The organism is Candidatus Electronema sp. PJ (assembly GCF_048287395.1).
Classification (GTDB): Bacteria; Desulfobacterota; Desulfobulbia; order Desulfobulbales; family Desulfobulbaceae; genus Electronema.
Genome location: NZ_JBLWEO010000091.1, coordinates 1 through 25,913, shown reverse-complemented (window position 1 = coordinate 25,913; position 25,913 = coordinate 1). Strand labels below are relative to the sequence as shown.

Here is a 25,913-nt window from a genome sequence, read left to right as displayed (position 1 = left end):
TATCGATGCTCGGTTGAGGAGCTTTTTCAGAACGATATAATATGATCATTTTATATCGCTACAGCTATACAACTCCTTTGCAAGTCGGTAGAACTCCTCTGTTGCCAAGCCAAACTCCTTTGTCAGCGAGTAAAAAAGGAGTCTTATCTCAGGGTGATGTAAAAAATATCGCAACAAAAGAAGCCTGTTCGCCCTTCACTGTTGTGCAGCCAACCGCCCTCCCTTGCCCTGCTCTTCCTGGTCTATGCTGTTCTGGTTGACATCTATCCACGCATAGAGTTTCTTTTAAGAAGCAGCTGTGTACTCGCCATAGACTTGGTTCTGCTTATACACTCTCCTCTGAAGGAAAAATATATGAGAAGAAGAAACGCATACATCACCTGGCTGCTAGTAGGTTGCCTGCTTCTACTGTCGAGTTGGCCAACATGGGCAGCGAGCAGTCCTCTTATTGCCAAGAAGCTCTTTGCCTCAGATGCTGTCGCAGGTGATTTCTTTGGCTCAAGCGTATCGCTCTCAGCAGATGCTAAGACCGCTTTAATTGGGGCCTGGTATGCCAATGCAGTCCAGGGAGCAGCCTATATCTTCACCTACTCGCCTACTGGTTGGACAGAGCAGGCGAAACTCACGCCAAGTGATCTTGGTGCAGGTGACGCATTTGGCTATGCAGTTGCCCTCTCAGGCAATGGTAAGACCGCCCTCATAAGTGCAAGTACAGCTAATCAGCAAGGCTGGGCTTATGTTTTCACTCGGGCTATGGATGGTACTTGGACAGAGCAAGCTAAACTCATTGCCAACGATGGAGGTGCAAGTGATGGCTTTGGTTCGGCACTTGCCCTCTCAGCACAGGGTAATCTTGCCCTGCTGGGTGCGTCAGGTCAGGCGGGCTGCCAGGGCGCAGCGTATATCTTCACCAGAGCAGCTGATGGCAGTTGGACACAGCAAACCAAGCTGACAGCTCTTGATGGTGTTGCTGAAGATCAGTTTGGTGATGCTGTAGCTTTGTCAGCCAATGGCAAGATTGCCTTAATTGGTGCGCCATTATGGGGCGAAGCAGAGACAGGTGCTGCGTATGTCTTTCGCTCTTCTGGCAGTACTTGGGCACAACAAGCCAGACTCACTGCGGCTGATGGTGTAATGGGTGATTGGTTTGGCGTGTCGCTTGATCTTTCTGCGGATGGCCGCATCGCTTTGATTGGCGCAGCCTATAGTCATGCTTATACTGGTTCAGCTTATCTTTTTCGCCATTCTCGCAGAGGCTGGCAGCAACAGGCTCAACTGACTGCCCTGGATAAAGCAGAGGGAGATAATTTTGGTTATCCAGTCTCTTTGTCAGCTAATGGTAAAATCGCCTTGATTGGAGCGTGGGGAAATGATAGCGGCAAAGGCGCAGCCTATATCTTTACGCAAACCCGTACTCCACACCGCTGGCTACAGCGTAGTCGCCTCTCCCCTGCTGGTGGTGCGTATGAATATCCCACCGACGGTACGTTGGGTACCCTGTTTGGCTATGCTGCTTCGCTCTCTGCTCCTGGTACTACTGCCCTAATTGGGGCAATAGGGAATAACGAGAAAGGGATAGATGCTGGTGCAGCCTATGTCGTTACGAGTAGAACGGCCTGGCTGCGTGCAGGACACCCGCTGCTTGACCACGCAAACAGCTCTACCGCCCATTAAGGCCAAACCCTGGCGTATGTTAGAGCGGTGCAAGATGCTCGCCGCTGTCTTGGTTAAGGCAAGCCGGTTCTGGCTTGCCTTTTTTCTGCAAGGGAATTGAAACTGATTAGAACGAGAGGGAAAACATTTCGCTGTAGGTGATGACCCCGCGAATCAGCTCCTGATTTTTGGATTTCTCTACCGCATCGAGAACATCGTCCAAGGTGAAGCGGTGTGAGATCATATCAGAGACGATAATGGCTTCTTCTTTGATCAGCTGCAGGCATTTCTTGAAGTCGCCTAACGTGGCGGCGCAGGTGCCGGTGAGGGTGATCTGTCGCTCCGTCAACACAGCTTGGTCAAGCCCGGCTTCGCTCTCTGGCGCGCTGCTGAAGAGATTGCAGATCCCGCCTTGGGCAGTTAAACGCAGGCAGTCTGCTACCAGCTCAGGTATGAGGCTGGAAATAATGACCACATCTGCGCCCTTTCCGCCAGTGAGCTGCATCACTTCGTCGTGCAGGCTGGTCTTGGCAGAGTTAATCAGATGCGCTGCACCCATCTGTCCGGCCAAGGCTAGACGAGCATCATTCTTGTCCGCCACAATAACTTTGCAGCCTGACCATTTTGCTGTTTTCAGGTGCATCAGACCAACTGAGCCACCACCAACGATCAGAATGGTCTGCCCTTCTTTAATCCGGTTACTGCGGGCAGCAGCAAAGGTGGCAGCCAGTGGCTCGGCCATCACAGCATCTTCAAAGGATATCTCCTCACCCAGCTTGACCAGACCACCTGCTTCAACAATCTCTTTGGGAATACGTACCTGCTCAGCATAAGCTCCATTCAGGGTACAGCCAAGCAGTCCGGTGGAATAAACTACCACTGGTTCTTCAGGAAAGAAGCCACGCACACCTGGCCCAACTGTACTGATTTCACCAGCCAGTTCTTGGCCAGGAATGAGGGGCAGCGATGTGGGTAAGTCCTTGCCAAGCAGCATACGGATGCTGCGCGAGCAGATTCCAGCAGCTTTGGTTCGGATAACGACTTCTCCTGGCCCAGCAAAGGGGTCAGGATATTCTTCGATGCGGATGTCATTCGCAGCATGGAGAACAGCAGCTTTCATAATGTGTACCGCTCACAAGTGAAGATTGCAGCGCAGCCAAACCGCCGCGCCTTGCTTTCCGGGCCAGACTCTATCTGGCAAGCAGGAATAGGGAAGAGATTAACGGAAAGCAGCCGGAAATTCAAGACAATATTGACAGACAGGCTACAGTCGTAGCTAAAGGCAACAAAAAAGGCGTTTCAGGCCAAACACCTGAAACGCCTGAAGCGTCATAATGGGGTGAGCGATGGGACTTGAACCCACGACCGCCGAGGCCACAACCCGGTGCTACCACCAGCTGAGCTACGCTCACCACAACGAGCAGCTTTATACCCTGTTGCCGAGTTTTTGGCAAGGGGAAAAAGATCAGGTTTGTGCCAACTCCTTGCCACAGTGCTTGCAAAGCTGGGCGCGGATCTTGATCAGCTCGGCACAGTAGGGGCATTCCCGCAGATAATGGTTGTTGAGAATCTGGCTGATCGCCAGGTTGACGGCATGTTCCAGATGTGGGTCAAGGAACTTGTGGTTACGCAGTGGCTCGATGCAGGCAAGGTCATTCAGCTCGACCAAAAGGTTAGCAGCCTGCCTACGAACACTGATATCTGCCGAGTCGTCGGTCAGCAGGTGGATAACAGGGCTGATGTCCTTAGCTGCCACACAGCCGTAGAGCTGGGCTGCTGCTGCCCTCTCAGCCTGATAGCGACTGCTCTGCCGCCGCAAGTCTTCGATATCAACTGCACTGCCAGTAAAGGCGTACTTGCTGCCCACCATCATACTGTAGTTTTCCTGGCTGTTGGGCATCTCCATGTGCCGGTAGGAACCAACATGACCGTACTGGTTTTCAATGAAATCCCAGCCATTGACAAACAGCGGGCACTCATCATTCAAGCAGATGAAGAGAAATTCTGAACCCCAGCCCAGGCCATCACCGACGTGCATGGGCGGTGCGTGGCAGAGGGTGAGTTCTACCTTGCAGTGCGGGCAGGTAGGTTTTTGTTCAAGATAGGTAAGCACTCGTTCCAGCATGGATACAGCTCCTTTAAAAGATGAGGGCGTTGGCTTGGTTATTTCTGTTTTCAAGCAGACAGGGCGCATTGCGCTCCCCCAGACTGGGGAGCAGATAGTCTTAGTCAGGAATATCCTGCACTGCCTAGGAAGCGGACAACAGTTATGATCAGCATAAGGATCATAAAGAAAATAAGCAAGCTGTCCGGCGGGATTTTCTTGTACATGTCTCAAATCATCGTGCCCAGCACCTGATCGACGGCCTTGGCTTGTTCCATCCGATTGTGCAGGAAACGGTCGGTCAAGTGTCTGCGGTTCTGCTCAATCAGGCCGCACAGGTCTTGAATCTCAGCTTTGTTGGCCATAGCGGTTACTCGCTCCAGATTCAGGACAAAATCGCGGACAATCTTGCTGCTTTCTCCGCTCATCGACAAAATCTCTGCATAGGTTCTCGGATGTTGCGAATGCACCCGCGCCATGGCCAAGATCGGATAGAGAGAAGTCAGGGTGCAGTGTCCGGCAATTTCGTCGGCAGTGATCTGGTTATCAGCCAAGGTCATGGCTAAGGCCACAGATACCGCTGTAGGTAGCTTCTGGCCAATACCCATCAGCAAATCATGGCGGGTGGCGGAATCGTAATGAATACTAGCCCCGTGCTTATAAAGAAACGCCTCGAACTCGCTGCAAAACCTGCCGCTGCGTCGGGTGCGCACCACCACCGCGTTCTTGTCCTTCATCGCCGCAGCCTGTGGCCCCCACAAATTATGCACGAGCATCACCTCCACCCCGCTGCCTGTGGCTTCAAGGGCAGCCTGAAGCGTGCTTTCTGACTCGCCTGCCAAGAGAATCAGGGCGCGCCCATCCGGGATTAAGGGGCCATACTGGACAATAGTCTCTGCTGTAACCGAAATAGGCACGCAAATGACCACCACATCGACATCAACAATCATGGCCTCTGGCCTGAGTTCCGTGCTGCGGCCTGTCATGAAGACGCGATAGCCTTCGTTCTCCAAGCGTTCGGCAAACCACGCGCTCATATCGCCGGTACCAATGAAACCAATGGCGCGAATGTACCTCGGTCGCATATCAACGCGGGGAAAACAGCCGAGCAGGCGGACGATATTCTTCTGGCCGACAATTCGCTCTTCAATCTGGGCGATAGCACCGGCCATTGCCTCGTCGGTACTATGGCCTTCTGCCTCCAAATAAATCTGGAGCTTCTGCGTCTGGGGATCATTCTCTGAACTCATGTCGAGAATATTGATCCCGCGTCGGGCAAACTCGCCAAGGATATCGACCAGCAGGCCAACCCGGTCATCAAGCGGCCCAGTGACAAGGGCAGTGGCATCGTAGCCTGTTGGTTTGGCCAACGCGCGGCCTAAAACAGCGTAGCGAGTGCGGCTATGTGGGGCAAGTTCCCGTTCGGCTATGTGGAGATCGTGCGCGGCCAGCATCTCGCCAGAGTCAATCACCCCATGAAAGCGCGCCCTACCCTGTGCGCGGATGTGGGTAATAGCTGCGTCGATGTCAGCTACGCTGGTCAGGGCAATATCAGGAAAAGTCTTGCTGATATACTCCTCGCACTGCCGGAACACTGCCCGCCTACCGATCAGGGTTTTCAGCTCTTCGACCTGTACATCTGCGGCAAACACACCAAGGGAGAGGCTGACCGGCAGCATCACGTTGTCAATCCACCAGCCTTCTCTAATTTGGCTGAAGAGGCGGAAATACTGCTTACTGCCGCCTTCGCGGGTGTTGTAAACCGGGACAACAGCCTGATCAATCTCGCCTGCGGCAAAGGCGGCCAGGAGATCGCTGGTGTGCGGGTAGGCCTTGAGTAGGGCAGCTGGGTTATAGAGGGCAGCAGCCTGCCAAGCATGAGCGTGCTGCGGGCCAGGAAGGCCGATGGTTAAGTGGTGCTGAAAGTCAGACATGGCGCAAAGTCAGGCGGTGTACCGCCATCCGTTGAAGTTTCCTGCCATTATAATCCTTGCCTTTCCTTTCACAAGGTAAAACTTTCCGTTGACATCTCTGGCCAGCGCAGTAAAGAGAAAGGGGTACTGGCACAGTTGCACAAGGGCCTTTCCTCCCGTCGCACAGACGGCTTTGTAGGTTGCTGGCGGCAGCCTGATCTTTGCAGCATCTTTCCCCAGGAGAAAAAAATGCCAACAGAAGCAAAAGTCCTGCCATTAAACGAGATGGCAGCGTATCAGGAAGGGGCGGTGGTGAGTAAAACCCTGCTCAACAAGCTGACCGGCACCGTCACCCTGTTTGCCTTTGATAAAGATCAGGGCCTGAGCGAGCATACAGCCCCGTTTGACGCGATGGTGCAGATTCTCGACGGTGAGGCTGATATCACTGTGGGCGGCCAGCCCTTTCATCTCCAGCAAGGCGAAATGATCATCATGCCTGCGCAGGTGCCGCACGCCCTGCACGCGGTTACACCGTTCAAGATGCTGCTAACCATGATAAGATCGTAGCCATGGACTGATCCTGCTGGAGCATTCAGGCATTTTTCGCTGTTTGAAAGCGTTCAGCAGGGCCTGCGCCAAGCCGTTGATTTTACCCAGGAGGAGCCAGGTGGGTTGCGCATGTTGTCGCAAGGACACCGCAGGCAGTGGCGGGAAGTCAGATAGCTTAGGTGCCGCCAGTGCCTGTTTGCAATTTTAAAGAGCGAAAAAATGCAATTAACTCTAGCGAAAAAAGTGTTCTTGCTCATACTTATTTCCTTTAGCACCCAATCTGTCTTATTATATTTCTTTATCGAAGACATGATCAAAACGGTCTTGTTAGATGAAAGCAGAAAGCAAGCCCAAGTCTTTCTTGATGGATTGGAAAGAGAAATCACTGCATCGGAAAGCAGCGAGTCGCATGTTTTCTTGCAAGAAAAGATAGACAAAGCTGTCGAGAAGTTTACCGAGAGCAATTTTTCGATATATCGACTTTATATTTTTAATAAAAACGGTGGAATCTTAGCAGACTCTCTAAAGGAAAAACAAAAGAAGAAGGAAATAAAGCCGTATATGCTCCCTGTCTTCCTGACAGGGGAGAGGCTAATAAGCAAAGAAATCGAATACAAGAAAAATATCAGCGATAAAAATTCGCCGAAAGAGTTAATTGCTATTACCGACATTGTTATTCCTGCGTATAAATATAACCAGATTGTTTTTGCGATAGAGATTGAAATTAACCTCAAAAACACCATGGAAAGGGTGTCGTTTCTTGTTAATAAATACGAAAAGAATATTTATAAGCTCATACTGGTAAGTAGTATTTTATTTACGCTGCTTTTTTGGTTTCTTCTCAAGAAGAATATCTTGACACCTATACAGGAAATCAACAGAATAGCAAAGAATATAACTGATGGAAAACTTGGGAATCGCATTCATCTGCATGGCAGCGACGAAGTTTTTCATCTTGGGCAATCTATCAACACTATGGCGATCAGTATAGAGGAGCTTTTAGAAAAACAAGAGATGGCATACTTTCAAGTTTTGCAATCCTTATCAAAAGCACTAGAAGCAAAAGACCCTTATACCGCCAGGCATTCTGATCGAGTAGCTAAAATATCGGTTGAACTTGGCAAGTATATAGGTCTTGCGGAAAAAGATTGGGCTGTTTTAAGTGAAGGTGCGCTTATGCACGATATAGGGAAGATAGCAATCCCTGATCATATCCTGAATAAACCCGGGAAACTCACCGATGAAGAGTTTGCAATCATGCGCAGTCATCCCAAAAAAACCGCAGAGATTATGCGACCGTTGCGGCATTATGCACAACACCGGGAAATTGCTGCTTGGCACCATGAACAATGGAATGGCAAGGGTTATCCTGACGGATTGAAAGGAGAAGATATCCCAGTGCTGGCAAGGATAGTATCTATCGCAGATACTTGGGATGCAATGACGGGTGATCGAGTTTATCGCAAGGGTATGAGTGAGGAGAAAGCACTTACAATCATTACTGCTGAACGCGATTTAGGGCAATGGGATCCTTGTTTGATCAGCGTGTTTATAGAAATGATGAAAGAAAAGATGCGATAGGTTACTGACGAAGAGCAATAGCATTTGTCAGCGGAAAGAGAAGAAACGGCGGTTCATCCGAACGCCCTGCACGCGGTTACATTGTTCAACATGCTGCTGGCGATGATAAGGTCGTAGCCACGCAATCAGCGCAACTTTGCTCTTGCCTAACCAAAGGAGATGGACATGTATTCTACAGCACAAGCAACAGTACAGATAGAACTTGAGCTTCCCCGTGATGTTCTGTTTGCCATGAAGATATTTAGTCAGCCTGAGATGATCCAGCGGAAGCTCAAAATAGCTCTGGCTCTTCTGCTGTTCCGGGAGAATGCCATTTCGTTCGGCAAAGCAGCTGAAGTAGCGAACATGAGTTACGGTCAGTTTCTTGCCGTTCTACATGAGCATGGCATTGCTGCCTATGATTGCACCGAACAGGAATGCGCATGGGATGACGAGGCAGTGCTTGCCTATCAGCAAACTGTCGAGCAATGACCGCCTTTCGCGTTATTGCGGACAGCAGCAGTATTATCGGGCTGACGCATATTGGTCTCTTTGGTCGGTTGCCCGATATTTTTCGCAGCATTTTTATTCCTGATAGCGTCTATCAGGATGTGACGGTAAAGGGAAAAGGTCGGCCAGGAGCAGAGGAAACAGAAAAAGCACTTCAGGCTGGCTGGCTTGTCCGGCGCACAGTACAGGATACTCTTGCCGTTGATGCTCTACTCACCTGTATCAGTCGAGGAGAGGCTGAAGTTCTTGTTCTGGCTAAAGAGATTCCATGCGACTATGCTCTGGTTGACGAAAAGATTGCCCGAAATGTAGCTGCACTTCTCGATGTCAAAACTGTCGGGGTGCTCGGCGTAATGAAGATGGCTGCGCTGGCAGGTATTCCAGTTAAAAAACAAGAGGCTGTGGACATCTTACGTAGCGCAGGTTTCCGAATTAGTGAGAAACTTTGTCAGCATCTATTGAAGCCTTAAGCAGGATATGTTGCACTTGGCCAGCAAGGAGTTCTGCTGACTTGAAGAGGAGTTGTACTCGGCAACAAAGGAGTGAAACCAGCTTTCACTCCTTTCTCAGGAGGTTCTGGATGTTCACGAAGAGAATTTGCACATCCGAAACTTCCATTTAGATGTTTACCAAGAGCTTTTGAAGGAACAAAAGCTGTGTTCACTCGTTGCGTAGGAGGTTTTGGATGTTCACGAAGAGCTTTTGCACGTCCGAAACCTCCATTCAGATGTTTATCAGGAGCTTTTGAACGAACAAAATCTGCATTTACTCGTTTGTTAGGAGATTTTGGATGTTCGCCAGGAGCTTTTGAAGGAACAAAAGCTCCATTCACACGGGTGAATCCTCTCAACACTCCACTTGTTCTACATCCATCTTGGAGATATCTCCCACCTGACGAATGAGTGCCGCCATCCCAGTGAGTAGATTTAACCTATTTTGGCGGATAACCAGGTTCTCATCCATTACCATCACCTGCTCAAAGAAGCGATCAATCGGCTCTTTCATCGCCAGCAGAGCATTAAGGACGGCGGCGTAATCACGCTGGGCCAACAGCAGCAAAACTTGTTGCGCTATTGAATTCCAAATGACAACAAATTCTGCCTCTGCCTCTTCCACCAGCAAAGTTTTATCTACTACAGTTTCCTGATGGTCTTTAATGATGTTGGCAATCCGTTTAAAGGAGCCAGCTAAGACCGCAAAGTCCGCGCTATTGCGCATAACTTCCAGGGCTTCAATTCGCGCCAGGCAATCATTGAGATCATCAAAGCGCACCGACGTTGCTGCCTCGATTGCAGCCTGTGTTTTGCCCGCAGCCAGCAAGTCATTCTCAAAACGCAGGCGGATAAAGGCCATTGCTTCGCTTAAGGTATCCTTTTTCGCCTCTATTTTGCCTGCGTATCCGGCTAATGCCTTGCTCGCTAGCTCTGGTAGCGAGAGGCGCAGGTTTTGACTGCGGATAATATTGATCAGACCTAGGGCCAAACGGCGTTGACCAAAGGCATCTTTGCTGCCAGTGGGCCGCTCACCAATGGCAAAGCAGCCGATAATGGTGTCTATCCGGTCAGCAAGGCCGACAAGCGCGCCAATCAGCGACTGCGGCAGCTCGCCACCCGCGCGCACCGGCAAATAATGCTCGCGAATAGCCTCAGCTACCTCTGCTTTTTCGCCATCTAAGAGAGCATAGGCTCGGCCAATGATGCCTTGCAAGGTGGGAAATTCGCCAACCATCGCGGTGAGCAGATCAGCCTTGGCCAACTCTGCTGCCCGCAGGGCATCGGCTTTCAAGGCCGGGGCCAGCTGATCAGCAAGATAGGCAGTCAGCACCGCAATGCGGCTGCTTTTCTCGGCCATCGTGCCCAGCTTGTGCTGGAAGATGATTCCAGCCAGGCCATCCATGCGGCGGGCGAGAGGCTTCTTTTTATCTTCGTTGAAGAAGAACAGCGCATCCTCTAATCGGGCGCGCAACACCCGCTGATGGCCGCTGACAGCCAGTTCTCGGTCTTGAATTTCGGTGTTATTGACCGCGACAAAGTATGGCAGCAGCTTGCCGTTCTGATCAGCCACTGGGAAATATTTCTGATGCTCGCGCATAGAGGTGATCAGCACCTCGGCAGGCAGAGCGAGGAATTTCTCCTCAAACGTGCCGCAGACCCCATGCGGTTTTTCCACCAAATTAGTGACGATATCCAGCAAGCCCTCGTCGATCAGCGGCACAGCTTCTGTTCCAGCCTGCTCGCGCACCGCTTTTTTCACCTCTGCCACGACCATTGCTCGCCGTTGTTCCAGATCAGCAAACACTGATTGGGCCGCCAGTCGCTCCAGATAATCCGCAAAGCCCTGCACTTGCACTGGAGCCGGGTTGAGGAAGCGATGACCGAGGGTTGTATCGCCTGCCCGCAGGTCTTCCACCGCTACATCCACGATCTTCCCGTCGTAAAGGGCCAGCAACCACTGTATAGGCCGGGCAAAAGCCAGTTTACTGTTGGCCCAACGCATGGATTTGGGGAAGGGAATGGCGCGAAGCAGGCTTTCCAGCAAACTCGGCAGCAATTCAGCGGTGGCGCGGCCTTTGATCTCCTCAACAGCCATCAGATATTCGCCTTTGGCTGTGGCAATGACCTGTAGATCTTCAACCGCAAGGCCTCTGGACCGGGCAAAACCCAAGGCCGCCTTGGTTGGCTGGCCGTTGGCATCATAGGCAGCCTGTTTGGCTGGGCCAACATGCTCTTGCCGTCGGGTTTGCTGCTGCTCTTGGAGGCCATCAACGGCGATAGTCAGGCGGCGTGGGGTTCCTGCGCTGCGCACCTTGCCAAAAGCCAGGCCGAGTTCCTTGAATTTATCCTGAGCGGTCTGTTCGAGAAAAGCCAGCGCGGGCCGAATGTAGCTGGCCGGAATTTCCTCTGTGCCGATTTCAAAAAGTAATTGCTGTGCCATTGTGGGAATGAGTCAAAATAGGAAAAAATAGGGTGAGCTGCTCTTGCACTATAATGTACGGAAAAGAGGATGCCAACGCAAATTAAGTTTGTAGGAGTTCGGCGCAGGTGGAAGTAGGGGTGCAGCCTTGCCCAGCCCTTCCCGGCTGAGTTCGATCTCATAAACACCCTTCTTGCTGCCTTGGCCGTTAAGCAAGGGTAGCCCCTGTTCCAGCAGCTCACGTCCGGTCAGGGTGTGGAGGCATGTCCGCAGCAGGTTGACATGTTCGGCAAGATAGCCGTTTTCTTTAGCAGGATAAGGGAATGCAGTTGTCATCTTTATTTCCTCTCCCTTTTCAGCAGATAATCGAACACTGCATTGAGGTTGATTCCCATGCCAAATAGCGAAGGCTCCAATTTAAAGATGGTGTTCAGGGCTGCGCCTGCTTGATTCATCGTTCTGTCCTTCGTTTCTTCCTCTGCCAAAGCCAGCATTTTCTGCTCATCGCTTGCACTGTCAGGATGTACGGCCTCGAGCAATTCCTCTACGCTGTACACCTCTTCAGAATCTTCCGGGATATAGCTTGACAATCCCTTTTCTCTGTAGGTGATCAGAGTCTTATACGGCACGCTGCGCTTGGGGTCATTTGGCATCGGCACCCGCTCGCTCACCTTCAGTCCTTTAAAGTCCGCATTGATTTCTCGCAGAGTGAGCCAGATCAGAGCGAGGAAGACTTTGCGCTCCGTGCCAGTCACGGCGATATGAATGCGCCGGGTCTCGTTGTCCGCCCGCACTGCTGCGCTTGCATCGAGCTGTGCATTCTTTAGAACAACGCCGCTGCGCCATTGCAGATTGTCGTGTATTTCCTGATGCCGCTTGACGATGAAACGCGGCATGACCGCAGGCGGCAAAAAGTCTTCGTAGTGCAGGACAAAGCGGAGCGCATTCTCGTAGTCAAAGGTGAAGGACGGCTCTGGCACAGGCAGAAGTTGCGGTATGAAGATCTGCTCGTCAGGCAGCTCATAGCACAGCTCGAACTTCTTCATCAGGTCAACAAAGTAGCGGTTATGCCTGCGTTCGTAGCGGAAGCCGTCGCCTTCTTTGAAAGCCAGCAGCTCAGACAGATCGTGCAGCCTGAGCAGTCCCTTAGCCTCAGCGATTGATTTGGCGTTGATGATCTTATACACCGCCTCTGTTACCCACGAGGGATCAAGGACGTGATTCTCTTCCAGCGCAAACTCGGTGAAGTGAATGACGATGCCCAGATCGTGCAAGAACGCCAGCAGCACATCCCGGCTGATCTTTTCACTCACCTCGGCTTGCTTGCAGATTTCCTCAAACTCTTCGTAGCTGATGCATGGCTGCTTCATCTGCTCCAGCCTTTCTTTCACATTGAACCATGCATTGGCCCAGCGGGTTTCGATGAATTGCACGTTGCCTAACTCCTCGTGCAATGCTTGGCGGAATTCATCTATACCCTGCCCAGTGTTGCAGGAAGTGCGCCAGAACCCTTTGATGAACGGGAATTTGCGGTGCAGGGCAATGCGGTCAACGTCAAAGCTGGGATTGGCATCATACTTATTGAGCACCACCAGCACCGGCGAGTCTCCGCCGAAGGTTTCGATATAACGCAGCCAGTATTCCGCCTTATTGTCCTGCCTGCCATCGAGGACGAGCACGTACAGGCTGCGGCGGGAGAGGAAAAACTGGTGGGTGGCGTGCATGATTTCCTGTCCGCCAAAGTCCCAAAGGTTGCAGCGGATGGGCCGTGCTGTACTGTTGATCTGCCATTTCCTGATCCGTATGCCGTGCGTGGTTTCCTCTTTCGGATTGAACCGCTCATCCCGCAGGCAGCGAGTGAGCGAGGTCTTGCCTGCTGCGCCCTCACCCACAAGGATGACCTTGACCTCTGCCAGCAGGCGGCTCTCTCCTTCAAGGCTGGCGAAGTAGCTGCGTATGGCTTCGATGCCTCGGTTGGCAATCTCTAAAGGAGGAGAGACAAGGGGGTTTCCGTGAAGCAAAAGTACTTTTAACTTAGGCAGATTAACGAATTCCGGCAGCAGGCTGGTAAGCTGGTTGCCGCTGAGGGCAAGCCAATTTAGCTTCGTAAGCTGAAAGAGTTCTGGAGGGAACGTGGCAAGCTGGTTGTTGCTAAGATTAAGCCCGGTAAGATTTGTGAGCTGAACGATCTCTGGTGGCAGCTCGATAAGCTGGTTGCCGCCAAGGTCAAGCCAATTTAGCTTCGTAAGCCAAAAGAGTTCTGGCGGCAGCTCGGTTAAGCCTTGGTTCCATAGAGCAAGCTCTGTTTCCCCTGTCTCTACAGCCTCTTTAATCAGCCGCGATACCTCTTCGTTGTTCATCGCCTGTTCCTCCGTGGGTGTGTTTTCCGCAACCTGTGTCCGCTCTGTTTTTATCGAGCGATGAACTTGTAGATCATCGAGCTATGATCGTGTAGATGATAGTGCTATGATCCATCCGATGATAACGCTATCATCGTATAGATGATAGTGCTTAGATCTCTGCGATGATAACGCTATCATCTCCTCGATGATCGAGCGATGATCTGCAAGCACCTCTATGTTCAAAACATAGCAGCAAGGGAATGTCAACGGGAAAGTGGTGCGGGCTGCTTGACAAAGCTCTACCTGCCTTCTACGATAAAGCTGCTGATACGCTGCTGCGTGCCTAATACGGCAGAATGATAAAATAGATATTTCACAAGGTGACAATATGCCCAATACATACACAGCGGTAACTAAACAGGACGGCGGCTGGTGGATAGGCTGGATTGAAGAGATTCCCGGCATCAACTGCCAAGAGTATACCCGTGAGAGCTTGCTTGCCTCGCTCCGTGAGACCCTCTTGGAAGCCGGTGATATTGGTAGGAGTTTGGCCGAGTAACAGTCCTTGGCAGCGAGCTTCCCTTGCTTTCATGCAAATTGAATTTCTAGCAAAAGCAAGGTAAGATAGCAGGGCTATAGGTAGCATTGCCCACTAATCTCTTGAGGAGACAAGCCATGAGACTCACCATCGAATACTGCACAGCCTGAAACTATCAGCCCAAAGCCTCCAGTCTGGAGGAGGAACTACGCCAGGAATTTGGCCCGCAACTAGACATTGAACTGCTCCAAGGTTCCGGTGGCACCTTCCGCGTCTATGTTGATGACCAGCAAATTTTTTCCAAAAAGGAAGTAGGCCGCTTCCCACAACCCGGCGAAATCGTTTCCCTGCTGAAAACCTTAACCTGAATCAAGGCAGCCATGCTGCTGGAACTGCGCATCAACGATCTGGCTCTGATCAGCACCCTGGAGTTGGACTTTTCCCTTGCTCCTGCTGGTCTGATCGTCTTTACCGGCGAAACTGGTGCGGGTAAATCTATCATTCTCCAGGCCGTGCATCTGCTGACTGGTGGCCGGGCCTCAGCCTCATTGGTGCGCAGCGGCTGTACACAGGCTACAATTGAGGCTTCGTTCGACATCAGCAGACAGCCAGAAATCGCCAACCTGCTCCGTGAGCACGGCTTGGACAGCGGCGATGAGTGCATCCTCCGCCGGATTGTCACGGACAAAGGCCGAAGCCGTTTCTTTGTCAATGACCGTCTTGCCACGGCCCGTTTGACCGCTGCGCTGGGGGAAAATCTGGTGAACATCGCCGGTCAGCACGATCAGCAGCAGTTGCTCCGCAGTAGTAGCCACATTGATTTCCTGGATGGCTACGCTGAACTGCTGGCCAAACGGGAGCAGTACAGCCAAATCTTTGCCCAGCGGCAGAAGCTCCTGCATCGCTTGCGGCAAATGCGCGAACAGGAGCAAGGCAAGGAGCAGCAGCGCGATTTTCTCAAGTTTCAGCTCAAGGAAATCCGCCAAGCCGGGCCTCAACCAGGCGAAGACGAGCAGCTGATTAAGGAGCGCGATCTGCTCAAGTCATCTACTGTCTTGGTAGAACTGGTTGGCAAGAGCCATTATCTGCTCCAGGAGAAGATGCGCGAGCAGCTGACCGTGATCAGAAAGAATATGGAACAGGCTGCGGCACTTGATCCGCAGCTCAAAGAGCTGACAGAGCGAATCAGCTCGGCCAGTTTTGAAATTGAAGACCTGGAAGGCTGTTTAGAGGCGTATTTAGAAGCCATGCCCAAAGATCAGGGCCGCATGGACGAGATTGCCGCCCGTTTGGCCCTACTTCGCCAGCTTCAGCGCAAATACGGCGCGACTCTTGAGGAGGTGCTGGCCTTTGCCGACAAGATCGCCAAGGAGCTGAATGCCCTTGATCATCTGGAGCAGGCCATTGCTGACGTGGAAAAGGAGCTAGCCAGCGTTGAGAAGGAACTGCGGCAGCGGGCAGCGGAGTTGTCCACAGAACGAACGCAGACTGGGGCAAAGTTGTCGCAGGCAATGCAGAAGGAATTGGTCTCGCTCAGTTTCAAGCAGACCCTGTTTGAGGTGTCGGTGCAGGTTGACGAGACTGTTTTGTCAGCCACAGGCTGGGATAAGGTGGAATTCCTCTTTTCCGCCAATCCAGGCGAGCCACTCAAGCCGCTCACCGAGGTGGTGTCAGGCGGCGAGCTGTCCCGCTTGATGCTGGCCATGAAATGCCTCTTTGCCCGCCAGGATAAGGTGGAGACCGTCATTCTCGATGAGATTGATGCAGGCATTGGCGGCGAGGCAGCCAGTGCTGTGGCCCGCAAAATTGACGAGCTGGCCGGGCATCATCAGGTGTTCTGCATCACCCATCTACCGCAAATTGCCGCCTATGGCGATGCCCACTTCTTTGTCGAGAAAGCAGTCGAAGATAGCCGCACCCGCACCGCCATTCGCAGCCTGTCTTTGCCGGAACGTATTGCTGAGTTGGCCCGAATGCTCGGCGGTGACAAGCCTTCAGAGCAGACCGTGGCCCTGGCAAGGGAGATGTTGGCAGGGGCCAAGGAGCAATAACCGCAAAAGCTGTTTGTTCTATCCAGGAGAAATGATGAAGCTGAAAGAACTGATTGGCGATATGAACCGGCTAGAGAGTGAGCTGATGCGTCATGAAAAGCATTTTGGCATCAAATCAGCGGAATTTTACCAGGCCATAACCTCTGGCGAGCTGGATGAATTTGATGCTTTTGATGAATACAGGATGGACTTCATCGAATGGCTCGCCTTGTATAAAACCTGGATGAGCCTGAATGAGAGCTATCGGCAGCTCATCAAGCGGCAGCCTGTTGCCATTCAGATCAGATCAGCCCTGGCCGCTGCTTAACATGAGGAATCCCCTGGCATCACCGGATGATTACGCCTTGTTCATCCATCAGCTTCCTGAACAATACTCTGCTGTGCGATATTCCTCGTTGGTATATGTGCCGTTAGGGATCAAGGCGGGCAAGGTTAAGGGGATGGTTGCTTTCTCAGGGAATGTGATTCTCTGTGTACAGGAATTTCTCAATTTTGAATTGCAAGTGATCGAAGGCTATGGATATGAGGTTTCCAAAATTTCCTCTCCAGCCGAAGCTGTTCCGCCTGCGGAGGAATATTGTCGACCTTCATACGAGAAGAAAGAAAAGCTGTGGTGGTATGACTCGTTTCCTCATCCGAATGACAGATCGTTAGCCTCAACGCATCCGCATCACAAGCATGTTCATCCCAATATTAAGCATAACCGCATCGTGGCCCCTGAGTTGACCTTCATTGCTGAAAATTTAACCTTCCTGGTTACTGAGGTTATTCATTTTCTTGAGAGGAACAACACCTAACAGACATCGCAATGTTGCACTTCCTGCTGCTCATCCTCCAACCACACCCCCAATTCACCCAAGGCGGTAGAGGCGATCAGGTATGGTTCTTTATGCAGCATGGCCCGGAGCTGGGTTTCTTGCAGCAATTGGTGCCATGACCAGTTTGCTGGGTTGTCTTCTGGCTTTGGTGGCAAGTCAGCAACATGGCCCCAGATATGCTGAAGGGCATTCTTCAGCCCACCAGCGGTTGGCGGCACTCGCAGTAGCTCGGCAAGCTGCTTGGCCAGCTGCGTAAACTCGGTTTTGCCGTTGGCAGTCTCCTGGCCAATCTTTTTGTAGAGCTGCACATCCCGCGCCAGTACCGAATACTTGTGCTGACTCCAGAGCTGCTGGATATTGCGGGGCAAAGGAATCCGTCCAGGCTCGCGCGCAACATATTTGGCCTGAAGGAGCGCGAATTGCGCGGCTGGTTCATCGAGATAAACCGCAGGCCATTGCTTGCTGCCCGGCAAAATAAGCACTGGTGATTGCTCCCGATAGCCGCGCAAGGCCATCTCAGCGGCGAGCTGGCGGTGCCGCACGGCCAGAGCTTGGCCGCAATCCAGCCAACGCCGGGTTTCCGGGTGCCGAGAATAGCCCTTCTTGTTGTGCGCAAGAATGGAGACGATGCCATGCAGCTCCCGATGCTCGCCCAGCAGACTTTGCCGGTTGAGATAGCCCGGGCTAATGTCCCAAATCCTCATACGGAGCTACTTTGGTTGATTGTTCTGGAGTCTGGCTCGTTTTCAAAGGAGTTTGGCTCGGCAAGAAAGGAGTTGTACTCGGCAGCAGAGGAGTTCTGCTTGGCCAAACTCCTTTCTTGTTTAGCCGCAAAGGAGTTTGGCCGACTATAACTCCTTTCCAACTCGGCAAGACTCCTCTTTGGCTTGGCCGAACTCCTTTGTTGCTCGGCCAGACTCCTTTCTTGCCGAGTACAACTCCTTTGCAAGTCGGCAGAACTCCTCTTTGGCCGAGCCAAACTCCTTTACAATCGAGCCGGAAAGGAATATTTTTGAGCTAGTAATCAATCATTCTCATCAGAAAAGCAAGCAACAATGAAAAGTTATCACAAAGAACTCTGGTTTGAGATTAAAACGCGGCGGGATTTTCTCAATATTACCCCAGAAGTGGAACGCTGCCTGGCCGAATCCGGCATTCAGGAAGGGCTGTGCTTGGTTAATGCCATGCACATCACCGCCTCCGTGTTTATCAACGATGATGAATCCGGCCTGCATCAGGATTACGAGGTCTGGCTGGAAAAACTGGCCCCGCACGCGCCCACCAATCAGTATCGGCACAATGGCTACGAAGATAACGCGGATGCCCACTTGAAGCGGCAGGTCATGGGCCGAGAGGTGGTGGTGGCGATCACGGCAGGCAAGCTCCACTTCGGCCCTTGGGAGCAGATCTTCTACGGCGAATTTGACGGACGGCGGAAAAAACGGGTGCTGGTCAAGATTATTGGGGAGTGAAAGAACCGATGCTGCACGCGGTAGTCAGTCAGTGAACAGCATCGGTTGGCAAGGCAGCAGTTAAGCGAAGGGGCCGTCGTCAGATTTCTGCGGATGCTCGGTCAACTCAAGGATAGCCAGATAGTTATAAGGCCTTTTCTGACTGATTCTTTCGATGCACTCTCTGCAATGCGCGATCAGTTCCTGGTCTGAGATATGAATGGTATCGTCTGCTTCCTTGTGTTTCGTGGAATTCTGAGAAGGATAGTGATAAAATTTCTTTATCTTCTTGCTACTGTCACGCTGACAGTGGCTGATCGTGAAAAGATCCTGGATTAAATGGCACATCATGCCGACAGCCCTGTTCTTTATCTTGAAGAGATTCTCGCTGGCGAATATCTGATCATACTCAATCTTGCTGTCTTTGCCAAAAAAGTGGCTGATCGGGGAAGTATCATCACCAATCTCCTTACCAGGAGCTACGATTCTCCTGCCTAAGGCAACTTGGTTTAAAAACATAAACCAATGTTCTATTTCTATCTTTGTTACTTCTACTGACTCACCTTTACCTTTGGCCATTGCATGCATAGATGCCAGATCACCAAAATGGGTTTCGTACACAGCAATAATGCTGTGTGACCGAGGTGCCATACGAGCCTCTGGAGCAGCGTAGCTGCGAACCCTTTGACTGAACTCATGAGTCCCTATAAAAGGATCGATGATGTCAGTCAGCTCGCAGAGATCATTTGCTATGCAACCAGTTGTAATTTCTTTCTGGATATCTGCGTTAAGAGTCAACCCATCCAGTGCTGCTTCGGTATATCCTTTGTGACGATTTAACAACATGTTGCTCTCCTTTACGCAAAGATTTTTATAAACGCCTCTCGCTGCCCCTCTTATGAAAAAATCAACTTACTGAATCCGCCTTGCTCGTCCCACGGTCTTGAGGCCTTAAGATCAAGCAGCTCGAACAACAATACCTCTAAAGTCAGATAAACCCGGCTGTCTCGGCGCACGCAAACAGTGAGGGTTTCGCCATGCTCGCCTAAGGCGGCGTGCAGATGGATTTTCGGCTCGCCGTTGTCTAAATGCACCGAGCCAGTGCCGACTACCTCGCAGACAGTATCCACTGTCTGCCAGATCGGATCCGGTGGTACCACTGGTTCTTTCGGGCCAGTTACCACCCGAGCGTGATCAAGTGCGCCGATGATCTGAAACCAGCCGCTGGCAATTTTTTCTTTCAACACAATCTCGCGCAGTCCTGCCAAAAAATCCTCTCCGTGATCAAAACGAAGAGCTATAACTCTGCCAACAGCCCCTATCCTGTAGTCCATTTGTTCCTCTGTGTCGTTTCAGTGCAAATCGCCGCCCGTGCTGGTCATGGTCAGATTGCCGCTCTTCACCCCCCGCAGGGCGATCATCCGCTCCGCCAGCTCCCGCACTTTCGAGGCTTGGCCTTTGACGATGGTCACTTCGAGGCAGTTGTGATGATCCATGTGCACATGGGTGGAGGAGGTGATGAGCTGGTAGTAGTCGTGCTGCGCCTCAGTGATCCGCTCCTGGAGCTTGGCCTGATGGTGGTCGTAGACCAGCGTGACCACGCCGACCACCTCGCTGTCCTGCTCCCACTCCTCGCTGACCAGCTTGGCACGGATCAGGTCGCGCACGGCCTCGGAGCGGTTGGAGTAGCCGTGCCGGTTGATGTAGTCGTCAAACTGCTCCAGCAGCTCTTCTTCAAGGGAGACGGAGAATCGTTTCAGCATGGTGGCCTGGCGGTGAGATTGTGGGATGGTCAGGAGGCTTCTTCCAATTGTTTCAGCCGTTCAAGAATGATGCGGGCTTCCTCGCGCAAGGCGGCGGAAAGGCTCTGATCCTTCTCGGCCCGCTGCAGATACTGTTTAGCGTGGCGGACGCGGCCTTTGTAGAGGTAATGCTTGGCTAAATAGAAATTGCTGGCCGCAGGCTGGGCCTGCCGCGATTTCAGGCGGCCCAGCTCATAATAGATCTGCGGATAATCCGGCAGCGCCTTGGCCGTCTCCAGATGCAGCCGTTCCGCGCCGTCCAGATCGCCGCTTTTCTCCAAGGCTCTGGCTAAATGAAAGGCGGCGTGGCTGTCAGCCCGGTCGCGCTGCCGCGCCCGCCGCAGCAGCGGCAGGGCCTCGGCGGTCCGGCCCGCGTCCAGCAGGATCGCGGCCAGATCAACATCGAGAATCTCCCGGCCTGAAAAATCCTGCCGCGCCTCCTGCATCAGCCTGACCGCGCCGCTGAAGTCCATTTCCCGCGCCCTGAGCAAGGCCAGCCCGTAGCGGGCCATGCCGGCCTCCTCGGCATCCCTGCCGGAGGCGATGGTTCCCGCGCACCAGGTGCGCATCTGCTCCGGCTCCAGAGCCTGACTGAGCACCCGGTGCTTGAAGCGGAGAAAGGGAAAACGGTCGGTCGCGGCCTTCTGCGGCGGCTCATGCTCCAGCAGCGACTGCACGTAATGGAGCCGGTCTTCAGGGTTGGGATGCGTGAGGAGGTAGGGCGGCAGCTGCTCGGAGCTGTAGCGGGTGATCCGCCGCATGGTTTTGAGCATCTCCTCCATCGCGGCGGGATCGCGGCCCATGTCCCGCAGCCAGTCAAAGGCCAGCCGGTCGGCCTGCTCCTCGTCTTGGCGGGAGAAGCTCAAGCTGGCGGCCCCTCCGGCGGCCAGCGCGCCGGTGAAGAGGCCGGAAGTCAGCGCCGGGTCGCCTGCGGCCAAACTGGCAAGGCCGAAGAGAAGGCTGAGGGCCGTCACCTTAGTCTGTTTGGCCATCCGCGAGGAAATATGGCGGCTGACCACATGGCCGATTTCATGGGCCATGACGCTGACGAGCTGATCCTCGCTCTTCATGGTTTTGATCAGCCCGCTGTTGAGGAAGATCAGGCCGGAGGGCGCGGCGAAAGCGTTGAACTGATCATTCTTGACCACGAAAAAATGGTAGTCGAAATACTGCGGCCCGGCGGCGGCCAGCACCTGCCGCCCCAGCCCGTTGACATACTCAGAGATGTCAGGAGCGTCGATCAGCTCAAATTCGCCGCGCACCGCGTAGAGCAGCTTCTCGCCGAGCAGCCGCTCTTCGCCGATGCTGAAGCCGCGCGCAGGAGTCGGCAGCAGCATCTGGATGATCACCAGCAGTGCCGCGCCGCGCTGAAGGAGCTTAGGCAGGATCGTCGTCATCGTTGTGCGCTTGTTCCGCTTTTTCGAGGGCTAAGACTGTTTCCCACATACTACCCTGTTGGCAGGGCGCCCGTCAAGCAGGCAGTCTGCGCGAATTGTTTCCGATCAATTATGTTTATAGACAGCATCTATTTCTTTGACATGCGGCGGCGGAAGTGGTATAAAAGGCATCTTTCCCTTCTCTTGCTGAACAGCGAGACTGAGCGCGCCGCTCTTTCCTCTTGACAGCCTGCTGATTTTGCTCTTCACTGAGGGAGCAGACCAGACTGCCGCATCAAAAATCTTTTCAGAGATCACGGTTTCATGGACAGCTACATCCTGATCGGTTTCGTGGCCTTTCTCGGCGCAGTGTTCGCAGGCGGCGCAATGCTGCTGGCCAGACTGCTCGCCTACCGCTCGCCGGACAGCTTTCTCAAGCGTCAGGCCTATGAATGCTCCGAAACACCCATCGGCGGGGCGCGCATCCGCTTCAAGGTCGCTTACTACATCTTCGCCCTGCTCTTCCTGATTTTCGACATCGAGACGCTGTTCCTCTTCCCCTGCATGATCATCTTCCGGGCCGTCGCCGCAGGACAGGCCGCCGGAGTCACGGCGAACCTGCTTTTCCTTGAGCTGTCGGTCTTCATCTTTGTTCTTTTCTCCGGCCTGATCTACGCATGGCGCAAGGGGGTTCTGGTATGGGAGTGAACAGCGGAGCCTCAGTGCTGGTCCGCCAGGCGGGCGAGCTGATTGAGCGGGCGCCCGGCGGCATCAAGCTGGTTGACGCAGTTGAGCTGCTGGTGGCGTGGGGGCGGGCAAATTCAGTCTGGCCCTTGGTTTATGCCACATCCTGCTGCGCGATTGAGATGATGTCCACCATCGCCGCCCGGCATGACTTGGCCCGCTTCGGCTATGAAGTCATGCGCGCCAGCGTCCGCCAGGCGGACATGATCATTCTCGCCGGCACGATCAATGAGAAGATGGCGAAGAATCTCGTCACGCTTTACGAGCAGATGCCTGCGCCGAAGTACATCATCGCCATGGGATCCTGCGCCATCTCCGGCGGGCCGTTTTATTATGATTCCTACGCGGTGGTCAAAGGCGGCGACCGGCTGGTGCCGGTGGATGTGTATATTCCCGGCTGCCCGCCCCGCCCCGAAGCCCTGATCCAAGGCATATTGCAGCTGCAAGAAAAAATCAAGAAAGAAGGCCGCCGCAATCCTTGGAAGGTGCGTGAAACGCTGAAAGTTCCTTTCGAGGACATCTTCAGCAAGGCGCAGGCGGAATGGGCCGCACGGGAGAAGCAGCGTGATGAGGAATTGCGCGAAGCCCGCGAGCAGTTCAAGCGTGAAAACGCGGCCAGCCCGGCATCCAAGCCGGTCCGCGTGAAAAAAGAAGAATTCCCTGTTGTTCCACGCCGGAAACCAGCGACGCAGGGCATCAGCAACTGGACGCTGCTGCAAATGATTCAAGAAAAATTCCCTGCTGTTGAGGTTTACGGTCATCCGGGCATTATTCCCAAGCAGGTCGCCGAGCTTGGCTCAGATTACATTCTTGATCTGGTTGTGCCGCCTGAGCAGTACCGCGCTTTTGCCGAATATCTGAAAAATGAGCAGAGCCTTGGCTTGGACATGCTCATTCAGCTCACCTGTGTGGATTGGAAAGAGTCGTTTGACATCGTGGTGCAGCTGCTTTCCTGCCGCGACGGTCACAAACTCTTCTTCCGCAGCAAAGCGGCAAAGCAGCCTGAAACCGGCAATGCGGAAATGGAGAGCATCTCTGATCTCTATCTCGGCGCGGAATGGCATGAGCGCGAGGTTTATGATTTCTTCGGTGTCCGCTTCCGCAATAATCAAGACATGCGGCGAATTTTCTTGGAGAACGATTTCCCCGGCTATCCGCTCCGCAAGGATTATGATGATCCGACGCGGGTGGTGAAAAGGCCGTATTGAGGAGCAGACAAATGGTGAGGCTGCACATTGCGTCAGACCAGCAGAACGCCCTTCCCCTAATTCAATCTGCCATTGCTGCCACGATGAAGCGGATTGAACTGGGCTTGCAGAAAACAGAACAAGAAATTCAGAAATTTGAGAAGAAATACAATGTTTCTTCAGAACAATTTTTGAACGACTATTCAGCGGAAGATTTGGCAGGCGGTGATGATGACTATGCAAGCTGGATGGGAGAGCTGCATCTGCGTCAGTCCGTGCTGGAAGAGTTGCATCTGCTGCAAAATATCGAATATGCTGTTCAGTGAGTATGTCGCTGAGCAGCAAAAGGTGATCGCTGAATTCAGCCAGAGCGGTTTGCTGTTTCATTCTGAATTGACCGCAGACATGCGGACAGAACATATTGGCCTGCTGAAGGGAATTTTAAGTTTTTCTGACGGCTCAACGCTCTTTTTCAAAGAATACCTTGATCTCCGTCGCGCTGTGAAAAAATGTATTCGTTTCATTATCAAGACATGCAGAGCGTGTTGCGTTTTCGGTACGACAACGCTGCCCATAAGCCTGCGCTTGGTTTTCAAAATCATAAACATACGCCGGAAGAGACGATTGCGTCTTCCATTCCTGTCCTTTCAAGTGTGCTGAATGAAATAGCTGGCTTCCTGATAGACAGCTATTGAAACAATAAATAAAATGCTCCACATCTCCCGCAACATTTCCATCCCCAATCACGAGATTGAGCTGCTGGCCATCCGGGCCCAGGGAGCTGGCGGGCAAAATGTGAACAAGGTGGCTTCGGCGATTCATCTTCGTTTTGATATCAACGCTTCATCGCTGCCGGAGATTTGCAAGCAGCGTTTGCAGCTTCTCAATGATACGCGGATAAGCAAAGACGGCGTGATCATCATCAAGGCGCAGCAATACCGCACGCAAGAGCAGAACCGTCTGGACGCGCTGGAGCGGCTGCGGGACTTGATCAAGAAGGCATTGACTGTGCAGAAGGTAAGGAAACCGACGAAGGCGACGCAGGCATCGGAAAAAAGACGCTTGGAAAGCAAGGTGCGGCAGAGCAGAATTAAGCTGCTGCGAGGCAAAGTGCTGGACAATTAAGCAATGTTCCGCAATGCGGCGGCGATATGTTGACAGCGGCGGAAACGGAAAAGAACGGGAAGGAAATGATCACGGAATCATTGAGCGAATACAGTCTTGACGGAAACACGCTGCCGGAAGGCTTCAGGCTGCCGCCGCCAGAGGACGAAGAGGCCGAGGAGTTCTTCGTCAACATCGGGCCGCAGCATCCCAGCACCCACGGCGTGCTGCGCGTGGTGGTGCGGCTCAATGGCGAAACAGTTGTGGAAGTGGTGCCGCATCTCGGCTACATCCACCGCAGCATTGAGAAGATGGCGGAAAATCAGACCTACGTCCAAAACATCCATCTTTCCGACCGCCTCGACTATCTCTCCGCCTTCTCCAACAACCTCTGCCTTTGCATGGCGGTGGAGCAAGCCTTGGGCATCGGCGTGCCGGAGCGCGGCGAATATATCCGGCTGATGATCTGCGAGCTGCAACGGCTTCAGTCGCATCTGCTCTGGTGGGGCGTGCTCGGCATGGACATGGGTGCCTTCACCACCTTCTTTTATGGTTTCCGCGAGCGCGAGCTGATCAATGATCTCTTTGAGGAACTCTGCGGCGCACGTCTGACCGTGAACTATTTCCGGCCCGGCGGCTCTTCCGTTGATATCCCGGACACCTTCATTCCCAGAGTCAAGCATCTGCTGGACATTATGCCCAAGGTGCTGGACGAGTACAGCAATTTGCTCAACAAGAACATCATCTTCTTGGAGCGGACAAAGAATATAGGCATCCTCTCACCGGAAAAAGCCCTGTCCTACGGCAGCACCGGTGCGGTTCTGCGCGGTTCTGGCATCAATTATGATGTCCGCAAGCACGATCCGTATTCGATTTACGATCAGTTTGATTTTGATGTGCCGCTCGGCAGCGTCGGCGACAGCTACGACCGCTGTCAAGTGCGGATGGAGGAGATGGAGCAGTCGCTGCGGATATTGGAGCAGGCTGCGGCCCGCTTCCCCGGCGGCCCGCACCGCAGTCAGCCGCAACAGAACTACAAATTGCCGAAGGGCAGCTATTACAGCCAAGTAGAGACTCCACGCGGCCTGCTCGGCGTGTACATCGTCTCTGACGGCGGCACCAAGCCCTACCGGCTCAAATACCGCTCGCCCAACTTCTCCAATCTCAGCGTGCTGAACGAACTCGCCGCCGGACACAAGGTGGCCGACCTGATCACCATCATGTCCACGCTCGATTTGGTCATCCCGGACATTGACCGTTAGAAAACACAGGTGACACGCCATGATGCCTTCTTCCGC

The 25,913-nt window shown here is 52.9% G+C and carries 31 protein-coding genes, 1 tRNA gene and 1 pseudogene; 18 read left to right on the top strand and 15 right to left on the bottom strand.

The window, feature by feature from the left end; all coding sequences use genetic code 11:
• Positions 1-45: 45 nt before the first annotated feature.
• Positions 46-177 carry a hypothetical protein gene (locus ACNKIB_RS14310; protein ID WP_417911248.1) on the bottom strand — a complete coding sequence of 44 codons (132 nt, stop codon included), beginning with the start codon at positions 175-177 and terminating at the stop codon, positions 46-48.
• Between the two features lie 177 nt (positions 178-354).
• On the opposite strand from ACNKIB_RS14310, the gene ACNKIB_RS14305 reads away from it, so the two are divergent.
• Positions 355-1,674 carry an FG-GAP repeat protein gene (locus ACNKIB_RS14305; protein ID WP_417911247.1) on the top strand — a complete coding sequence of 440 codons (1,320 nt, stop codon included), beginning with the start codon at positions 355-357 and terminating at the stop codon, positions 1,672-1,674.
• A 106-nt stretch (positions 1,675-1,780) separates the two neighbouring features.
• Here ACNKIB_RS14305 and ACNKIB_RS14300 read toward each other — a convergent pair whose 3' ends face one another.
• The 4 genes from ACNKIB_RS14300 to ACNKIB_RS14285 form a co-directional block, all read right to left on the bottom strand.
• Complete coding sequence (locus ACNKIB_RS14300; RefSeq protein WP_417911246.1) at positions 1,781-2,773, bottom strand: zinc-binding dehydrogenase; 993 nt, start codon at positions 2,771-2,773, stop codon at positions 1,781-1,783.
• Between the two features lie 215 nt (positions 2,774-2,988).
• Positions 2,989-3,065: transfer RNA gene (locus ACNKIB_RS14295), tRNA-His, on the bottom strand.
• Positions 3,066-3,118: 53 nt separating this feature from the next.
• Entirely contained in the window at positions 3,119-3,778 is a 660-nt protein-coding gene (locus tag ACNKIB_RS14290) for a zinc ribbon domain-containing protein (RefSeq protein WP_417911245.1), read from the bottom strand.
• Positions 3,779-3,987: 209 nt separating this feature from the next.
• On the bottom strand, positions 3,988-5,691 hold the full coding sequence (locus ACNKIB_RS14285) for a prephenate dehydratase domain-containing protein (RefSeq protein ID WP_417911244.1): 1,704 nt from the start codon (positions 5,689-5,691) through the stop codon (positions 3,988-3,990).
• Positions 5,692-5,919: 228 nt separating this feature from the next.
• Between ACNKIB_RS14285 and ACNKIB_RS14280 the strand changes: the two genes are divergently transcribed.
• From ACNKIB_RS14280 to ACNKIB_RS14265, 4 genes are all read left to right on the top strand, one after another.
• A complete protein-coding gene (locus tag ACNKIB_RS14280) occupies positions 5,920-6,237 on the top strand; it encodes a cupin domain-containing protein (protein WP_417911243.1) in 318 nt (105 codons plus the stop codon).
• A gap of 201 nt (positions 6,238-6,438) precedes the next feature.
• Positions 6,439-7,800 carry an HD domain-containing phosphohydrolase gene (locus ACNKIB_RS14275; protein ID WP_417911242.1) on the top strand — a complete coding sequence of 454 codons (1,362 nt, stop codon included), beginning with the start codon at positions 6,439-6,441 and terminating at the stop codon, positions 7,798-7,800.
• A 165-nt stretch (positions 7,801-7,965) separates the two neighbouring features.
• The gene (locus tag ACNKIB_RS14270; protein WP_417911241.1) at positions 7,966-8,271 is read left to right on the top strand and encodes a UPF0175 family protein; all 306 of its coding nucleotides are present in this window, start codon (positions 7,966-7,968) and stop codon (positions 8,269-8,271) included.
• A complete protein-coding gene (locus tag ACNKIB_RS14265) occupies positions 8,268-8,759 on the top strand; it encodes a DUF3368 domain-containing protein (RefSeq protein ID WP_417911240.1) in 492 nt (163 codons plus the stop codon). Before ACNKIB_RS14270 ends, ACNKIB_RS14265 begins: the two co-directional genes overlap by 4 nt.
• Here ACNKIB_RS14265 and ACNKIB_RS14260 read toward each other — a convergent pair.
• The 4 genes from ACNKIB_RS14260 to ACNKIB_RS14245 are packed head-to-tail and all read right to left on the bottom strand — an operon-like array spanning position 8,756 to position 13,562.
• Complete coding sequence (locus tag ACNKIB_RS14260; protein WP_417911239.1) at positions 8,756-9,121, bottom strand: hypothetical protein; 366 nt, start codon at positions 9,119-9,121, stop codon at positions 8,756-8,758. The genes ACNKIB_RS14265 and ACNKIB_RS14260 overlap by 4 nt on opposite strands.
• Positions 9,122-9,135: 14 nt before the next feature.
• Positions 9,136-11,223, bottom strand: a complete 2,088-nt coding sequence (glyS, locus tag ACNKIB_RS14255; RefSeq protein WP_417911238.1) for a glycine--tRNA ligase subunit beta — start codon at positions 11,221-11,223, stop codon at positions 9,136-9,138.
• A gap of 48 nt (positions 11,224-11,271) precedes the next feature.
• The gene (locus tag ACNKIB_RS14250; RefSeq protein WP_417911237.1) at positions 11,272-11,538 is read right to left on the bottom strand and encodes a hypothetical protein; all 267 of its coding nucleotides are present in this window, start codon (positions 11,536-11,538) and stop codon (positions 11,272-11,274) included.
• Between the two features lie 2 nt (positions 11,539-11,540).
• Positions 11,541-13,562 (bottom strand): COR domain-containing protein, encoded by a 2,022-nt coding sequence (locus ACNKIB_RS14245; RefSeq protein ID WP_417911236.1) that lies wholly within the window; start codon positions 13,560-13,562, stop codon positions 11,541-11,543.
• A gap of 370 nt (positions 13,563-13,932) precedes the next feature.
• Here ACNKIB_RS14245 and ACNKIB_RS14240 point away from each other — a divergent pair, with 370 nt between their 5' ends.
• From ACNKIB_RS14240 to ACNKIB_RS14220, 5 genes and pseudogenes are all read left to right on the top strand, one after another.
• Positions 13,933-14,103, top strand: a complete 171-nt coding sequence (locus tag ACNKIB_RS14240; protein WP_417911235.1) for a type II toxin-antitoxin system HicB family antitoxin — start codon at positions 13,933-13,935, stop codon at positions 14,101-14,103.
• A gap of 161 nt (positions 14,104-14,264) precedes the next feature.
• A pseudogene (locus ACNKIB_RS14235) lies at positions 14,265-14,450 on the top strand (SelT/SelW/SelH family protein); the annotation flags it as partial.
• A 12-nt stretch (positions 14,451-14,462) separates the two neighbouring features.
• Entirely contained in the window at positions 14,463-16,133 is a 1,671-nt protein-coding gene (gene recN, locus ACNKIB_RS14230; protein WP_417911234.1) for a DNA repair protein RecN, read from the top strand.
• A gap of 31 nt (positions 16,134-16,164) precedes the next feature.
• Complete coding sequence (locus ACNKIB_RS14225) at positions 16,165-16,440, top strand: hypothetical protein (protein WP_417911233.1); 276 nt, start codon at positions 16,165-16,167, stop codon at positions 16,438-16,440.
• A 1-nt stretch (position 16,441) separates the two neighbouring features.
• Positions 16,442-16,930 carry a toxin-antitoxin system TumE family protein gene (locus tag ACNKIB_RS14220; protein ID WP_417911232.1) on the top strand — a complete coding sequence of 163 codons (489 nt, stop codon included), beginning with the start codon at positions 16,442-16,444 and terminating at the stop codon, positions 16,928-16,930.
• Here ACNKIB_RS14220 and ACNKIB_RS14215 read toward each other — a convergent pair.
• Entirely contained in the window at positions 16,927-17,655 is a 729-nt protein-coding gene (locus ACNKIB_RS14215; protein WP_417911231.1) for a DUF1722 domain-containing protein, read from the bottom strand. The genes ACNKIB_RS14220 and ACNKIB_RS14215 overlap by 4 nt on opposite strands.
• 15 nt (positions 17,656-17,670) lie before the next feature.
• Between ACNKIB_RS14215 and ACNKIB_RS14210 the strand changes: the two genes are divergently transcribed.
• Positions 17,671-17,805: a hypothetical protein gene (locus ACNKIB_RS14210; RefSeq protein ID WP_417911230.1), complete on the top strand. Its 135-nt coding sequence runs from the start codon at positions 17,671-17,673 to the stop codon at positions 17,803-17,805.
• Here the strand turns inward: ACNKIB_RS14210 and ACNKIB_RS14205 are convergent.
• A complete protein-coding gene (locus ACNKIB_RS14205; protein WP_417911229.1) occupies positions 17,800-17,979 on the bottom strand; it encodes a hypothetical protein in 180 nt (59 codons plus the stop codon). The two genes, ACNKIB_RS14210 and ACNKIB_RS14205, sit on opposite strands and share 6 nt — an antisense overlap.
• A 27-nt stretch (positions 17,980-18,006) precedes the next feature.
• On the opposite strand from ACNKIB_RS14205, the gene ACNKIB_RS14200 reads away from it, so the two are divergent.
• The gene (locus tag ACNKIB_RS14200; protein WP_417911228.1) at positions 18,007-18,423 is read left to right on the top strand and encodes a secondary thiamine-phosphate synthase enzyme YjbQ; all 417 of its coding nucleotides are present in this window, start codon (positions 18,007-18,009) and stop codon (positions 18,421-18,423) included.
• A 60-nt stretch (positions 18,424-18,483) separates the two neighbouring features.
• Here the strand turns inward: ACNKIB_RS14200 and ACNKIB_RS14195 are convergent, their stop codons facing one another.
• The 4 genes from ACNKIB_RS14195 to ACNKIB_RS14180 are packed head-to-tail and all read right to left on the bottom strand — an operon-like array spanning position 18,484 to position 21,601.
• On the bottom strand, positions 18,484-19,248 hold the full coding sequence (locus ACNKIB_RS14195) for a hypothetical protein (protein ID WP_417911227.1): 765 nt from the start codon (positions 19,246-19,248) through the stop codon (positions 18,484-18,486).
• Positions 19,249-19,298: 50 nt separating this feature from the next.
• Positions 19,299-19,736, bottom strand: coding sequence for a PPC domain-containing DNA-binding protein (locus tag ACNKIB_RS14190; protein ID WP_417911226.1), 438 nt, complete (start codon positions 19,734-19,736; stop codon positions 19,299-19,301).
• An 18-nt stretch (positions 19,737-19,754) separates the two neighbouring features.
• On the bottom strand, positions 19,755-20,165 hold the full coding sequence (nikR, locus tag ACNKIB_RS14185) for a nickel-responsive transcriptional regulator NikR (protein WP_417911225.1): 411 nt from the start codon (positions 20,163-20,165) through the stop codon (positions 19,755-19,757).
• A gap of 29 nt (positions 20,166-20,194) precedes the next feature.
• Positions 20,195-21,601 (bottom strand): M48 family metalloprotease, encoded by a 1,407-nt coding sequence (locus tag ACNKIB_RS14180; RefSeq protein ID WP_417911224.1) that lies wholly within the window; start codon positions 21,599-21,601, stop codon positions 20,195-20,197.
• 303 nt (positions 21,602-21,904) lie between these two features.
• Here ACNKIB_RS14180 and ACNKIB_RS14175 point away from each other — a divergent pair, with 303 nt between their 5' ends.
• The 6 genes from ACNKIB_RS14175 (at position 21,905) to ACNKIB_RS14150 (ending at position 25,877) form a co-directional block, all read left to right on the top strand.
• Complete coding sequence (locus ACNKIB_RS14175) at positions 21,905-22,288, top strand: NADH-quinone oxidoreductase subunit A (protein WP_417911223.1); 384 nt, start codon at positions 21,905-21,907, stop codon at positions 22,286-22,288.
• Positions 22,279-23,532, top strand: coding sequence for an NADH-quinone oxidoreductase subunit NuoB (nuoB, locus tag ACNKIB_RS14170; RefSeq protein ID WP_417911222.1), 1,254 nt, complete (start codon positions 22,279-22,281; stop codon positions 23,530-23,532). The genes ACNKIB_RS14175 and nuoB overlap by 10 nt, the downstream gene beginning before the upstream one ends.
• Positions 23,533-23,543: 11 nt before the next feature.
• Entirely contained in the window at positions 23,544-23,837 is a 294-nt protein-coding gene (locus ACNKIB_RS14165; RefSeq protein ID WP_417911221.1) for a hypothetical protein, read from the top strand.
• A 183-nt stretch (positions 23,838-24,020) separates the two neighbouring features.
• Positions 24,021-24,206 (top strand): toxin-antitoxin system TumE family protein, encoded by a 186-nt coding sequence (locus ACNKIB_RS14160; RefSeq protein WP_417911220.1) that lies wholly within the window; start codon positions 24,021-24,023, stop codon positions 24,204-24,206.
• Between the two features lie 13 nt (positions 24,207-24,219).
• Positions 24,220-24,636: an alternative ribosome rescue aminoacyl-tRNA hydrolase ArfB gene (gene arfB, locus ACNKIB_RS14155; protein ID WP_417911219.1), complete on the top strand. Its 417-nt coding sequence runs from the start codon at positions 24,220-24,222 to the stop codon at positions 24,634-24,636.
• Between the two features lie 65 nt (positions 24,637-24,701).
• On the top strand, positions 24,702-25,877 hold the full coding sequence (locus tag ACNKIB_RS14150; RefSeq protein WP_417911218.1) for an NADH-quinone oxidoreductase subunit D: 1,176 nt from the start codon (positions 24,702-24,704) through the stop codon (positions 25,875-25,877).
• Positions 25,878-25,913: the final 36 nt, after the last annotated feature.